The organism is Sporichthyaceae bacterium (assembly GCA_036493475.1).
Taxonomy (GTDB): Bacteria; Actinomycetota; Actinomycetes; order Sporichthyales; family Sporichthyaceae; genus DASQPJ01.
In genome coordinates, this window is record DASXPS010000155.1 from 1 (window position 1) to 12,843 (window position 12,843).

The following is a 12,843-nucleotide window of genomic DNA, read 5'->3' on the forward strand; positions in this document are numbered from 1 at the left end:
CTCCTACCGGCGCCGCCGCAGGCCGCGCGAGTACCGCTCACTCGCGCCGGCCGGGCGGCGCCGGGCCCGCTCGATCCGATAGGTCCGAGCGTGACGGGGTGCACCGTCGCGCTCGGGCCATCGGCATGTCAGCGTGACCGGCCCAGGGTCTCGGCGACCAGGGCCGCGGACAACGGGGCCAGGGCCAGGCCCGGTCCGGGATGGGCGGTGGCGCCCACGTGGTACAGCCCGCCGACGCCGGTCGCGTTCGGCGCCCGCAGCAGCCCGTCCCTGCCCACCAGGGCGGGCCCTGCGATCGAGCCACCCGGCGCACCGGTACTGCGCTGCAGGTCCGTCGGCGTGCGTATTTCGCACCAGAGCAGGCGATCTGACGGCACGTGACCCCGAGCGTCCAGAGCAGCGAGCAAGGATGCGGGCATCATCGTCGTGCCGAGCCGGGCCGCTGCACTGACCGTCAGCGCGGTGCAGCCGGCCGGCGCGATGCCCCGACTCAGGTAGAGCGTGGGGTCGGCATCGATCGGGTCGCCGTCGAAGATCGAGCGCAGTTCGGCCTGCGGGTCGGCGGGAAAGGAGACCGTGCTCGCGCCGAGGTCCGCGGTGCCGCGCAGGGCCACCAGCAGGGTCACCATCGAGCAGGACCGTGGGGCCGGTCTGGGCTGGTCACCGACCAGGCCGGCGAGCACGTGATCGTCGACCGCGGCCACCACCACGTCGGCGGGCAGCCGCTCGCCGTCGGCCAACTGCACGGCGCTGATCCGGTCGTCGTCGCGGTGCACCCGCACTACTTCGGTGTCGTATCGCAGCACTGCGCCGCGCAGCGCGGCCCGCTCGGCGATGGCGTCGATCAACACCCGCATCCCGCCGACCACCTCCCAGCTGCCGAAAGTCTGCTCCAGCCACGGCCAGAGGACCGCGCCGGACGGGGCGGTGCGCGGGTCAGAACCCAACCGCAACGAATAGGCCGCAGCCGCCTGACGCAGCCGAGGATCCGAGATATGACGTTGAATCAGATCGGGCAGGGATCCGGCCGGGCGCAGCGCGGCGAGCCGGCGCCGTTCCTCTTTCGACCGCCACCGCCTGCCGGACACGGCAGCCGGGGGACCGGTGATAAACCCCTGCCGGAACTGCTCCCAGACGGTGTCACCCTCGGCCAGGAAAGCGTGCCAGCTCCTGGCGGCGGCGGGCGACAACGCCGCGGCGAGGGCGGCCGTCGCGCCGCCCCGGCTGGTGGGCAGGTCCAGCACCGTGCCGTCGGCGAAGCACCACCGCACTGCTGGGTCCACCGGCCGCAGGTCGAGCACGCTCTCCAACGGTGCGGTCTTGCCGGTCTTGATGAACAGGTCGCGCATCCCGGCGGGCAACTGCACCAGCGTCGGGCCGGTGTCGAAGGCAAACCCGTCGCGTTCGAACCGTCCGGCCTGGCCGCCCGGTCCGGGGTTGCGCTCGCAGACGACCACGTCGTGGCGCAGTCGGGCCAACCGGGCGGCCGCGGCGAGGCCGGACACCCCGGCGCCGACCACCACCACCCGGGCCATGCGCTGCGCTGGTCAGGCGTCGGGGCGGGTGAGGACGGAGAAGGCCTCACCCAACGGCGAGCCCAGCGCGGCATAGCGACCCATGCCGGGCACCTCGGTGGGCGGGATGGCCAGCACGCCGCCCAATGCGGTCGCGATGCGGGCCACCCGGTCCACGTCGGTCACTGAGAACGACACGGTCCAGGACGGTTGCACGTCCGCCGATGGCGCGACGATGCCCGCGATCGGGCGCTCGTCGATCTGCACCACGCCCAGTTCGACGCCGTCCACGGTCTGCAGGTCCACCACCCAGCCGAACACGTTGGCATAGAACTGCGCGGCCGCCCCGGCGTCGCTGGTGATCAGTTCGGTCCAGCACCAGGAACCGGGCACGTCGCCGATCTGGGTGCCGACGAGTTCGCCCGGCTGCCAGAGGGAAAACACCGCGCCGGTGGGGTCCACGCACGCCGCGCCCCAACCGCGGGTGTCCACCTGCACCGGCTCGATCAGCACCTGGCCGCCGAACTGCGCGACATCGGTCACCGTGGCCTCGATGTCGGCGGCGTGCAGGTAGACGTTCCAGCTGGCGGGGCGGTCACCGTCGCACGGCCCGACCCCGGCAACCTTGCGGCCGGCCAGGGTGAACGTGCCGATGCCGTGCTCGTCCTGGTCATGCACGGCCCAGCCGAACAGGTCGCGGTAGTAGGCGATCGCGCCCGCCGGATCGGGGGTGGTCAGATCGATCCAGCAGGGTGCACCCGGCGCGTGGCGGTGGATGTCGGTCACCGCTCGACCCTAGTTGCCGCGGCCTCCTCGGCGGCGCAGGTCGGCGAGGACCACCCGCGCGGCGTTCTCGCCCGACGCCCCGAACACTCCGCCGCCGGGATGGGTGGAGGCACCGGTCAGGTAGAGCCCGGGCAGCGGGCCGCGATAGCCGGCCATCTCCGGCAGCGGACGAAGGCCGAACATCGCGTCCAGCGCCATCTCCACGTGCATCACGTTGCCGCGGCGCAGATCGAGTTCGCGTTCCAGGTCCACCGGTGTCTGGACCCAGGTGTCGGTGACGCCTGCCGCGAAGCCCGGCGCATAGCGCTCCACCTGTTCGATCGCGGACCGTGCGGTCTCCGCGCGCAGATCGTCCCAGTGACCGGCGGCGAGGTCGTAGCGATGCCATTGCGCCCACAGCGTGATGGTGTGCCGACCGGGTGGGGCCAATGTCGGATCCTGCGCGGTGGGCGTCATGGCCAGCACCGCGGGCCGGGCCGGGGGCCGGCCGACCAACCAGTCGGCGTAGGCCCGTCGCAGTTCGACCCGATCCGCAACGAGCAACTGCATGCCGTGCAGGGCATCTGACGGTGCGTCTGGATATCCGGGCAGCGTGCTGCCGGCCAGCCGCACCGCGGCGCCGATGCCGTCGCCCACCCGGATCCGCTGCCGCGCCCCGACCGGTTCCAGGCCGGCGGCGGCCAGCAGATCCAGTGTGGTCAGCACGTGCGTGCCGCTCAGCACGGCGCGGGCGTGCACGGTACGCCCGCCCTGCGTGCGCACGCCGCTCACCCGACCGCCGTCGGTCACCACCGCGACCGCCGCGTCGCCGGTGCTGATCCGGCCGCCGTCGCGGCGCAGCCGTTCGGCCAACGCCGCGGTGAGCATGCCCGAGCCACCCACCGGGCGGCCCGGCGGTCGCAGGTGCAACAGCGCGGGCCACATCAGGTGCCCGACGGTGCCGGGTTCGTGCGCGGGTGGCCCCGACTGGGAGACCAGCCAGGCCAGCGCGGCCTTCAGGCGCTCGTCGCGGAAGGTGCTGTCCAGCAGGTGATCGGCGGGCTGCAGGAACCAGCGCGCCGTCTCCGCACCGCCGCCCGCGCGCAGCAGGCCGCGGCCGCGCCGGGCGATGCGGGCCGGGCCGGGGGAGTCCCGGAAGATCGACAACAGCCGCCGGCACATCGGGGTGAGTTCGCCGACCAACCTCCGGTACGCGGCCGCGTCCGCGCCGCCGCACGCCTTCTCGATCGAATCGACGGTGCGCTCCAGGTCCGTGGCGAACACGATGCCGGGCCTGTCGTCGACGGCGGGCACATAGGCCCACGGGTCGGCGTCCAGATAGCGAAGCCCGCACGCGCCGAGCTCCAACTCCTCGATCAGCTCGGTGTGACGGACCATCACGTGCAGGCCGGCGCCGCGATCCACCCGATAGCCGGGCCACCGTTGCACGGTGGACACCGCGCCGCCGATGACGGTGTCGCGCTCGATGACCTCGACGTCCAGGCCGGCGCGGGCCAACCGACAGGCGGCCACCAGGGCGTTGTGACCCGAGCCGACGACGACGACGTCGGCGCGTTCTGCTGTGCTAATGGCTCACTCGCTGCGCTCGTTCATGGCTTTTCGGCGGCCACCGCGACGTCCAACGCGTCCGCGGAGCGACCCACCACGGTGGTGCCGTCCGAGGCGGTGATGATCGGCCGCTGGATCAGCGCCGGGTTCGCGGCCAGCAGTTCGATCCAGCGTGTCCGGCTCGCGTCGTCGCGCGGCCAACTGTCCACACCCAGTTCCGCGGCCCTCGCCTCGCCGGTCCGGGTGATGTCCCAGGGTTCCAGCCCCAATCGGGCCAACACGTCGGAGATCTCGGCGGGAGTGGGCGGGTCCTCGAGGTAGCGACGCACCGTGAACTCGATGCCCGCTCCGTCCAACACCTCGACCGCGGTGCGGCACTTCGAACACGCCGGGTTGAGCCAGATTTCCATGGTGCGGAGATTAGTAGGTGTGTATATTACCGAGAGTAAGTTATCTCGAGGAGGTTGTGGTGGACCGACGGATCCTGATCACCGGCGGCGCGTCCGGACTCGGCCGGGCACTGGCCGCCGCGGCGCTGCGGGACGGCGCCCGGGTACTGATCACCGACCGGGACGCCGCCGCGGGTGAACTCGCTCGCCTGGAGTTCGCCGAGCAGTTGCGCGAGGCGGGTCGGGACACCGACCGCGTCGTGTTCCTGCCGCTGGACGTACGCAATGACGCCGACTGGGCCGGCGCGCGCGAGTGGGTGCAGCGCGAGTGGAGCGGGTTGGACGTGCTGGTGAACAACGCCGGGGTGGCGCACGGCGGTCCGATCGGGGACACCTCGATGGCCGACTGGGACTGGATCATCGACATCAATCTCAAGGGCGCGGTGCGCGGCGTGCGCACGTTCCTGCCGGTGTTCACCGCGCAGGGCGGCGGGCACGTGGTGAACATCGCCTCGCTGGCCGGGCTGGCGAATCTGCCGAATATGGCCCCGTACAACGTCACCAAGGCCGGGGTGATCTCGCTGTCCGAGACCATGCGCCACGAGCTCGCCGAGGTCGGCGTGCGGACCACCGTGGTGTGCCCCAGCTTCTTCGCCACCAACCTCGCCGAGGGCATGCGCACCACCGACCCGACGTTCGAGGTAATGGCCCGCCAAATGATCGCCGGTACCGCACTGCCCGGCCCGAAGCTGACCGCGGACGACGTCGCCCGCAAGGTGCTGCACGCCGTGGACCGCAAGCGGTTCTGGTGTCTGCCGCACGTGGAGGGCCGCGCGCTGTGGCTCACCAAGCGCTACGTGCCAGTTGCGTTCAACCTGAGCGTGAAGCTCGGCAACAAGGTGATGAACCGGCTGGTCACGCGGTCGGCGCCGGTTGCGCAGGATGCCCCGGTGGCACGGCGGACCCACGGCTGAGCGGCACATCGACGCGCCGATTCGAACGTCCTTGCGAAATTGTCGGTGCCGGGTTCTACTGTTCGTGTGTCCGAACAAATGTTCGACTGAAGGTGGGGAGCCGCCCAATGAGCCCGATCGTCTGCTCAACCCGTACCGACGAACTGCTGACCGACGCCGCCCGGGACCTGATGCTGGCCGAACTGGCCATCAGACCGGCCGACCGGTACGCCGCCGCGCACCTGGCCGCGCTGCGTGCCGCGGCGGCGGTGCTCGCTGCGCGTAGCGGCTCGCCGGAGACCTGGCAACCGGTGTGCGGGGCGCGCGGGCGGCGCCGCCCGGCCAGTGCGTGGGACCAATTGCGCGCGGCTGCCCCGGAGCTGACCGAGTGGGCGGACTATTTCGCCGCGGGGGCCGACAAGCGCTCTGCAGCCGCGGCCGGCCTGTCCGGTGCGGTCAGCGCCGAGGATGCAGAACTCCATTTCCGCGACGCCGGGGCCTTCCTCGGCCTCGTGCGCGCGCTGGTTAATCGTCCGCACGCGGCGGCCTGAACCCAAGGTTCGTGTTTTAGGTTCGCGCTATGGCGATGCGCGACTACCTGGTGGGCGAGGTCACCGAGGAGTACGGGCACGGACTGCTGACCCGCCGCGAGGCGCTGCGGCGGCTGGGGCTGCTGGGCGTCGGGGTGACGGCCGCAACGGCGTTGCTGGCCGCGTGCGGCGGCGGTAATTCCGCGAAGCCTGTGGCGACCGCGGCCCCAACGCCGCCGCAGGCCACCCCGCCACCGGGTGCGGACGGTCCGATCCGGTTCAGCGCCAACGGGGTCGACTACCGCGCCGCCTTCAAGGCGCCGTCCGGGGATCCCAACGGCGCGGTGCTGATCGTGCACGAGAACAAGGGGCTGACCACACACTTCTATGATCTGGTCCGCCGGTTCGCGGCCCGCGGGTACACCGCGTTGTGCGTGGACCTGCTCTCCCGCGCGGGTCACGACGGTACGGCGGGATTCACCGACCAGGCCGCGGCCACCGGCGTACTGTCCCGGACGCCCACCGAACAGTTGGTCGCTGACCTGCATGCGGGGGCCGACGAACTGCTGAGGCGGGCCGACGTCGCCGATCTCGGCGTTGTCGGGTTCTGCTTCGGCGGCGGCATGGCCTGGAACCTGCTGCAGGCCGGCCCCGGCCAGGAGAAGCGACTGAAGGTGGCCGTGCCGTTCTACGGCCCGGCCCCCGCACAGCCGGACTTCACCGGGTCGAAGGCCGCCGTGCTCGCCATCTACGGCGCGCTGGACGCCCGGGTCGACGCGAGCCGGGACGCCATCGAGCAGGCGCTGGGGGATGCCGGCCTGCGCCACGAGATCGTCACCTACCCCGACGCCGACCACGCCTTCTACAACGACACCGGCCCTCGCTACAACGCCACCGCAGCGGCACAGGCCACCACGAAGATGTTCGACTGGCTGGACACTTACCTGGCCGGACAGACGCCGCCCAAGGAGGAGTCGGACCCGGGGGGAAATCCCGGAAGCGCATCGCCCCTGCCGGTGCACACGCACGACTCGGGCGCGGGCTGACGTCAGGGCGAGGCGAGCCTGGTCAACGACCGCGGGACCTCGCCGGCCGCCGCGCGGTCCAGCAGCCACAGCGTCCGGCTGCGACCCTGCGCACCGGCCGCCGGGATCTGCACCCAGCCGGCACCGGACAACGCCATGCGCACCGCAGGGGCCTTCTCCTTACCGGCCACCAACAGCCACACCTCGCGGGCGTTACGGATGGCGGGCATGGTCAGGCTGATCCGGATCGGCGGCGGCTTCGGGGCGCCGCGCACCGCCACCGCGGCCCGCTCCGTCTCGTGCAAGGCGGGGCGTTCCGGGAACAGCGAGGCGACGTGCCCATCCGGACCGACGCCGAGCAGCACCACGTCGAAGCTCGGCGCGACACCGTGATCCTCCGGGCGGGTGGCCGCGGACAGTGCCTTTGAGTAAGACTCCGCGGCAGCTTCCGGATCGTCGCCGTGCGGCCCGTCCGAGGACGGCATCGCGTGGATCCGCTCCGGGTCCAGCGGCACCTTGTCCAGCAGCGCCTCCCGGGCCTGCTTCTCGTTGCGGTCGGGGTCCGCGGCCGGCACGAATCGCTCGTCGCCCCACCACACGTCCAGCCGGCGCCAGTCGATGGCGTCCTTGGCCGGCATGTTGGCCAGCGCGGACAGCGTGGCGATGCCGATGCCGCCGCCGGTGACCACCACCGAGGCGCTGCCGGTCGCCGCTTGCGCGTCCACCAACCGGGTGACCAGCCGCGCGGCCACCGCCCCGGCCAACGTTTCGGGGTCACGGTGCACGATCACAGTGCTCATCCGGTGCTCTCCCGCAGCGTGGCCAGGCATTCGGCGTAGATGTCGTCGGCGTCGAGGCGACGCAGTTCCTCGTTCATCAACTCGGACAGTTCGCGACGCTTGAGCGCGATCGGCCGCTCGTCGTGGCCGGGAGAGGACAGCATGGCCAGCCGCCCGTCGGCCCGCCGCAGCGCCACCTCGCCCGCGTCGAAACTCAGCCGTACCTCGGTCAGGCCCGGCCCGTTGGATTCCGTGCGCTGCACCGGGATCCGCAGACGCCGGGCGAGCCACAGCGCGAGCAGTTCCGCACTGGCGTTGCCCGGTTCGGCGGCCACCGCGCCGGCGGTGGGACGGGCGTCCTGGCCGTCCAAAGCGGTGGCCAGCACGCTGCGCCACAACGTCAACCGGGTCCACGCCAGGTCGGTGTCGCCGTCGCGGTAGTGCCCGGCCCGCGCCTGCAATTGGCCGAGGGCGTCGGGCGCGGCGGCCAGGTCGGTGATCCGGCGCTGGCTGAGCCGGCCCAATGCATCGGCCGACGGGTCCGCCGGGCCCGCGGCCGGCCAGAACGTGACCACCGGGGTATCCGGGATCAGCAGCGGCAGCACCACCGACTCGGCGTGGCCGGCCAGGTCGCCCGCCAGGTCGAGAATCACCATCTCGCCGGGACCGCGCTCCCCGGAGCCGAACACCTCGGCGTCCAGTTGGGTACTGGGCTCACCGGGATGGCGGCGCACCACCAGGATCCGCGACGGGTGCTCGGCGGCGGTGCGGCAGGTGGCGTGCACGGCCGGACCACTGCCCATGCCCTCGGCAGCCACGATCAACGTCATCACGTGGCCCGCGGTCGGACCGCCCTGCGCGCGGCGGGCGGTGATCAGTGCCTTGTTGATTTCACCCGCCGAGGTGTCCGCCAAGGAGGTGCTCATCGGCACACCTCGTTCCTCGGTGCGCCGACGAGGCTCGGTCGCCCCGTGTTGATTGATGAGCTCGCAAGCTCACTCATGGCCGCCGCCAGCTGCGTCCGTCACGGGCCAGGATGTCGTCGCCGGACCGGGGCCCCCAAGTTCCGGACTCGTAATTCTCCGGCGGGCCCTGGGTCCGCCAGAACTCCTCGATCGGATCCAGCACCTTCCAGGACAGCTCGACCTCGCGGCTGTGCGGGAACAGCGGCGGCTCGCCGAGCAGCACGTCGAGGATGAGCCGCTCATAGGCCTCGGGGGAGGACTCGGCGAACGAGCCGCCGTAGGCGAAGTCCATGTTGACGTCGCGCACCTCCATCGAGGTGGCGGGCACCTTGGAGCCGAACCGAACGGTGACGCCCTCATCGGGTTGGATGCGGAACACCAACGCGTTCTGACCCAGCTCCTCCACCGCGGTGGCCTCGAACGGCAGATGTGGAACCCGGCTGAAGATCAATGCCACCTCGGTGACGCGGCGGCCCAGCCGCTTGCCGGTGCGCAGGTAGAACGGCACCCCGGCCCAGCGACGGGTGTCCAGTTCCAGCTTCACCGCGGCGTAGGTCTCGGTGTGCGAGTCGGCCGGAATGCCTTCCTCGTCGAGGTATCCGATGACCTTCTCCCCGCCCTGCCAGCCGGGGGAGTAGCGACCGCGCGCGGTGCTGGTGCCGAGATCGGCGGGTAGCCGGATCGCGGAGAGCACCTTCTCCTTCTCCGCGCGCAGGTCCTCGGCGGAGAAGGAAACCGGTTCCTCCATCGCGATCAGTGCCAGCAATTGCAGCAAGTGGTTCTGCAGCACGTCGCGCGCCGCGCCGATGCCGTCGTAGTACCCGGCTCGGTTGCCGATGCCGATGTCCTCGGCCATGGTGATCTGCACGTGGTCCACGAACGCCCGGTTCCAGATCGGTTCGAACAGCTGGTTGGCGAACCGAATGGCCAGGATGTTCTGGACGGTCTCCTTGCCCAGGTAGTGGTCGATGCGAAACACCGACTCGGGCGGGAACACATCCTCCAGCACTCGGTTGAGTTCTCGCGCCGTGCTCAGGTCGGAACCGAACGGCTTCTCCACCACAACCCGGCGCCAGGGCAGCGGCCCGCCCGGGGCGCACCCCACCGGCTCGGCCAGACCGTGCTTGCGCAACTGGCGGACCACGTCCGGGAAGAATCGCGGCGGGATCGACAGGTAGAACGCGTGGTTGCCCGCGGTGCCGCGGGTCTCATCGAGTTCGTTGACGGTCTTGGCCAATTGGGCGAAGGCGTCGTCATCGGAGAAGTCGCCGGGCACGAAGCGGAAACCCGCGGCCAGCTGCGTCCAGACCTCCTCGCGGAACCCGGTGCGGGCGTGCTCGCGCACCGCGTCGTGCACGATCTGCGCGAAGTCCTCGTTCGCCCAGTCCCGGCGGGCGTAGCCAACCAGGGAAAAACCCGGCGGCAGCAGTCCGCGGTTGGCCAGGTCGTAGATGGCCGGCATGACCTTTTTCTTGGCCAGGTCACCGGTGACCCCGAAGATCACCATGCCGCACGGCCCGGCCACTCGGGGCAACCGCTTGTCACGCGGATCCCGCAGCGGGTTGCTCATCGGGATACGGCTGCCAATACCTGTGTCAGGCCGCCCCGACGGTCCGTCAGATGTAGACGCACCGCGGGTCGGCCGCGCCCGGTGAGCGCATCCATGTCGCCCAGCGCCTGAGCCAGTTGCAACGTGCCCAGCGACCACGGTCGGCCCGGTACCGCCAGATCCTCGGTGACCGCGCCGGTCAACTGCAGGAACACTCCCTGCTGGGGGCCGCCCTTGTGGAACTGACCGGTGGAGTGCAGGAACCGCGGGCCCCACCCGAATGTCACCTGACGGTCCTTCAGGCGTCGGCCCAGAGCGGCCCGTAAGCCGGCCGCGCCGGCGTCCCCGATGCGATCCAGGTAGGCCATCACCGCCAGGTACCCGTTGGCGGACACCTGACCCAGCAGCGCGTCGAGCACCTCCGGCAGCGTGCGCGCCGAGCCCACCAGGGCCTCCTCGGCGTACACCTCGACGCGGCCGTCGGTCAGCAGTGGTTCGGGGACGGGCAACCCGTCCGGTCCGGCCTTTTCCAGCAGCCGCGCGGTGTTCTCTTTGGATTCGGTGACGTTCGGCTGGTCGAACGGATTGATGCCGAGCACCTTCCCGGCGAACGCGGTGGCGTACTCCCAGACCAGGAACTGCGCGCCCAGCGGACCGGTCACGGTCAATGCGGCACCCGGCGGTTCGCCGATGCCGGCCGCCAGCGCGTCGGACCCGGCGGTGGCCCAGCCCGGGGAGTCGGAGTCCTCCACGACCACCGGCAGCACGCCGGTGCCCTCCTTGCCGGTGGACTCGGCAATCAACTGCTCGGCCCAGTCACCGAACCCGACCAGACCCCGGTCGGCCTCCAGCACCACCAGCTTGTCGCGGCCCTTGCGGGCCGCCGCGCCCATCGCGGCACCGAGCAACAAGCCGGGGTTGTCCACCGAGTTGCCCAGTGAGGAACGCACCGCGTCGGCGTCGTGCAGGAGCTGCTCGACGTCGGCGCCGGCCAGCGCACTGGGCACCACACCGAACGCGGTCAGCGCGCTGTACCGCCCGCCCACGGTCTCGTCGGCGAGGAACACCGCGCGGTAGCCGGATTCGGCGGCGATCTTCTCCAGCGGCGAGCCCGGGTCGGTGACCACCACGAAGCGCTGCGCGATCTGAGCATCCGTCAGGCCCAGGTCGCGGAAGGCCTGTTCATACAGCCGACGATGGGTATCGGTCTCGATCGTGCCGCCGCTCTTGCTGGACACCACGACCAGCGTGCCCTCCAGGCGGTCACGCAGCGCGCGGCGCACCTGCGCCGGGTCGGTGGTGTCCAGCACGGTCAGGCCCACGCCGGCGCTGCGGGTGATCACCTCGGGTGCCAGCGAGGACCCGCCCATACCGGCCAGCACCACGTGGTACAGGCCCTCACCGGCCATCTCGCCGACCAGTTGACGTAGCCGGGGGAGCAGCGGACGAGACACCCCGGTCGCGTCCAGCCAACCGAGGCGGATCGAGGCCTCGGGCTGCGCCGCGTCGCCCCACAGCGTGGCGTCGGCCTCGGCCAGCCGAGCGCCCGCGCCATCGGCCACCGCGTCGGCCAACACTCCGGCCACGGCCGGGTGCAGGCGCTCATCGAGGACGGTGACCGTTACCCGACCCGCGCTGGCCTGTTGGCTCATTTGGCGGCCTCGCGCAGTTTCTCCATCTCGGCGCCGACCGAGCCCAGCAGGTTGTCCCACGCGGTGACGAACTTCTCCACGCCCTCGCGCTCCAAGAGGTCCACCACGTCGTCGTAGTCGATGCCCAGTTCGGCGAGCGCGTCGAGCGTGGCCCGGGCCTCGGCGTAGGTGCCGCGCACCGTGTCGTCCCCGGCGCCGCCGTGCTCGGCGACCGCGCGCAGGGTCGCCTCCGGCATGGTGTTCACCACGCCCGCGGTGACCAGGTCGTCGACGTAGAGGGTGTCGGAGTAGGCCGGGTCCTTGGTGCCGGTGGAGGCCCACAGCGGCCGCTGCACCTTCGCGCCGGCCGCGGCCAGCGCCTGCCAGCGGGGGGAGCCGAAGATCTCCTCGTACGCCTCGAAGGCCAGCCGGGCATTGGCCACCGCGGCCTTGCCGCGCACTGCCTTCGCCTCGTTGGTGCCCATCTTGTCCAGCCGCTTGTCCACCTCGGTGTCCACCCGGGAGACGAAGAACGAGGCGACCGAGCCAATGCCCGCGAGGGGCACTCCGGACCGCTGCGCGCGCTCCATGCCCTCCAGGAAAGCGTCCATCACCTGGCGGTAGCGCTGCAGGGAGAAGATCAGCGTGACGTTGACGCTGATGCCCTCGGACAGGCACTGCGCGATCGCGGGCAGGCCATCGACGGTGGCCGGAATCTTGATGAACAGGTTCGGTCGGTCGACCATCCACCACAGCGCGCGGGCCTCGGCGATGGTGGCCGCGGTGTCCGCGGCGAAGCGCGGGTCGACCTCGATGGACACCCGTCCGTCCACCCCGTCGCTGGCGTCATAGGCGCCGCGTAGCACGTCGCAGCCGTCCCGCACGTCGGCGGTCGCGATGGCGCGCATCGCCTCGTCCACGGTCACCCCGCGGGCGGCCAGGTCGGCGATCTGCGGGTCGTACAGGTCGGAGGAGGACACCGCGCTGTGGAAGATCGACGGGTTCGTGGTGACCCCCACCACGTACTGATCGCGCACCATCGCGGCCAGTCCACCGCCCTGCAGTCGGGCACGGGACAGGTCGTCCAACCAGATCGCCACTCCCGCGGCGCTGAGCTTGGCCAGCCGCTCGTTCGAAGCACTCATGTTCGTCCTCCTGCTCCTGCCGTCCCCGG

12 protein-coding genes are annotated in these 12,843 nt (G+C 71.4%); 3 read left to right on the top strand and 9 right to left on the bottom strand.

Annotated features, from left to right (window positions below; all coding sequences use genetic code 11):
* Positions 1-128: 128 nt before the first annotated feature.
* From VGJ14_15735 to VGJ14_15750, 4 genes are read right to left on the bottom strand one after another with little or no spacing between them, the layout of a single operon-like run.
* Complete coding sequence (locus tag VGJ14_15735; protein ID HEY2833880.1) at positions 129-1,535, bottom strand: FAD-dependent oxidoreductase; 1,407 nt, start codon at positions 1,533-1,535, stop codon at positions 129-131.
* Between the two features lie 12 nt (positions 1,536-1,547).
* Complete coding sequence (locus VGJ14_15740) at positions 1,548-2,300, bottom strand: VOC family protein (GenBank protein ID HEY2833881.1); 753 nt, start codon at positions 2,298-2,300, stop codon at positions 1,548-1,550.
* A 9-nt stretch (positions 2,301-2,309) separates the two neighbouring features.
* Complete coding sequence (locus VGJ14_15745; GenBank protein ID HEY2833882.1) at positions 2,310-3,869, bottom strand: NAD(P)/FAD-dependent oxidoreductase; 1,560 nt, start codon at positions 3,867-3,869, stop codon at positions 2,310-2,312.
* A 20-nt stretch (positions 3,870-3,889) separates the two neighbouring features.
* A complete protein-coding gene (locus VGJ14_15750) occupies positions 3,890-4,258 on the bottom strand; it encodes an ArsC/Spx/MgsR family protein (protein HEY2833883.1) in 369 nt (122 codons plus the stop codon).
* Positions 4,259-4,317: 59 nt separating this feature from the next.
* On the opposite strand from VGJ14_15750, the gene VGJ14_15755 reads away from it, so the two are divergent.
* The 3 genes from VGJ14_15755 to VGJ14_15765 all read left to right on the top strand — a co-directional run bounded on the left by VGJ14_15755 (position 4,318) and on the right by VGJ14_15765 (position 6,766).
* Complete coding sequence (locus tag VGJ14_15755; protein ID HEY2833884.1) at positions 4,318-5,211, top strand: SDR family NAD(P)-dependent oxidoreductase; 894 nt, start codon at positions 4,318-4,320, stop codon at positions 5,209-5,211.
* A 107-nt stretch (positions 5,212-5,318) separates the two neighbouring features.
* Positions 5,319-5,741, top strand: a complete 423-nt coding sequence (locus VGJ14_15760) for an SAV_6107 family HEPN domain-containing protein (protein ID HEY2833885.1) — start codon at positions 5,319-5,321, stop codon at positions 5,739-5,741.
* 29 nt (positions 5,742-5,770) lie between these two features.
* A complete protein-coding gene (locus tag VGJ14_15765) occupies positions 5,771-6,766 on the top strand; it encodes a dienelactone hydrolase family protein (protein HEY2833886.1) in 996 nt (331 codons plus the stop codon).
* A gap of 2 nt (positions 6,767-6,768) precedes the next feature.
* Here the strand turns inward: VGJ14_15765 and pgl are convergent, their stop codons facing one another.
* The 5 genes from pgl to tal all read right to left on the bottom strand — a co-directional run bounded on the left by pgl (position 6,769) and on the right by tal (position 12,814).
* Positions 6,769-7,545 (bottom strand): 6-phosphogluconolactonase, encoded by a 777-nt coding sequence (pgl, locus tag VGJ14_15770; protein HEY2833887.1) that lies wholly within the window; start codon positions 7,543-7,545, stop codon positions 6,769-6,771.
* Positions 7,542-8,450 carry a glucose-6-phosphate dehydrogenase assembly protein OpcA gene (locus VGJ14_15775; GenBank protein ID HEY2833888.1) on the bottom strand — a complete coding sequence of 303 codons (909 nt, stop codon included), beginning with the start codon at positions 8,448-8,450 and terminating at the stop codon, positions 7,542-7,544. The genes pgl and VGJ14_15775 overlap by 4 nt, the downstream gene beginning before the upstream one ends.
* A gap of 73 nt (positions 8,451-8,523) precedes the next feature.
* Positions 8,524-10,059 carry a glucose-6-phosphate dehydrogenase gene (gene zwf / locus VGJ14_15780; protein HEY2833889.1) on the bottom strand — a complete coding sequence of 512 codons (1,536 nt, stop codon included), beginning with the start codon at positions 10,057-10,059 and terminating at the stop codon, positions 8,524-8,526.
* Complete coding sequence (locus VGJ14_15785) at positions 10,056-11,690, bottom strand: glucose-6-phosphate isomerase (GenBank protein HEY2833890.1); 1,635 nt, start codon at positions 11,688-11,690, stop codon at positions 10,056-10,058. The genes zwf and VGJ14_15785 overlap by 4 nt, the downstream gene beginning before the upstream one ends.
* Complete coding sequence (gene tal / locus VGJ14_15790; protein HEY2833891.1) at positions 11,687-12,814, bottom strand: transaldolase; 1,128 nt, start codon at positions 12,812-12,814, stop codon at positions 11,687-11,689. Before tal ends, VGJ14_15785 begins: the two co-directional genes overlap by 4 nt.
* Between the last annotated feature and the right edge of the window lie 29 nt (positions 12,815-12,843).

What these genes read in the sequence shown, in the direction of transcription:
- VGJ14_15735 (HEY2833880.1), bottom strand. Translation starts at nt 1,535, where the DNA reads ATGGCCCGGGTGGTGGTGGTCGGCGCCGGGGTGTCCGGCCTCGCCGCG.
- VGJ14_15750 (HEY2833883.1), bottom strand. Translation starts at nt 4,258, where the DNA reads ATGGAAATCTGGCTCAACCCGGCGTGTTCGAAGTGCCGCACCGCGGTC.
- VGJ14_15760 (HEY2833885.1), top strand. Translation starts at nt 5,319, where the DNA reads ATGAGCCCGATCGTCTGCTCAACCCGTACCGACGAACTGCTGACCGAC.
- VGJ14_15765 (HEY2833886.1), top strand. Translation starts at nt 5,771, where the DNA reads ATGGCGATGCGCGACTACCTGGTGGGCGAGGTCACCGAGGAGTACGGG.
- pgl (HEY2833887.1), bottom strand. Translation starts at nt 7,545, where the DNA reads ATGAGCACTGTGATCGTGCACCGTGACCCCGAAACGTTGGCCGGGGCG.
- VGJ14_15775 (HEY2833888.1), bottom strand. Translation starts at nt 8,450, where the DNA reads ATGAGCACCTCCTTGGCGGACACCTCGGCGGGTGAAATCAACAAGGCA.
- zwf (HEY2833889.1), bottom strand. Translation starts at nt 10,059, where the DNA reads ATGAGCAACCCGCTGCGGGATCCGCGTGACAAGCGGTTGCCCCGAGTG.
- VGJ14_15785 (HEY2833890.1), bottom strand. Translation starts at nt 11,690, where the DNA reads ATGAGCCAACAGGCCAGCGCGGGTCGGGTAACGGTCACCGTCCTCGAT.
- tal (HEY2833891.1), bottom strand. Translation starts at nt 12,814, where the DNA reads ATGAGTGCTTCGAACGAGCGGCTGGCCAAGCTCAGCGCCGCGGGAGTG.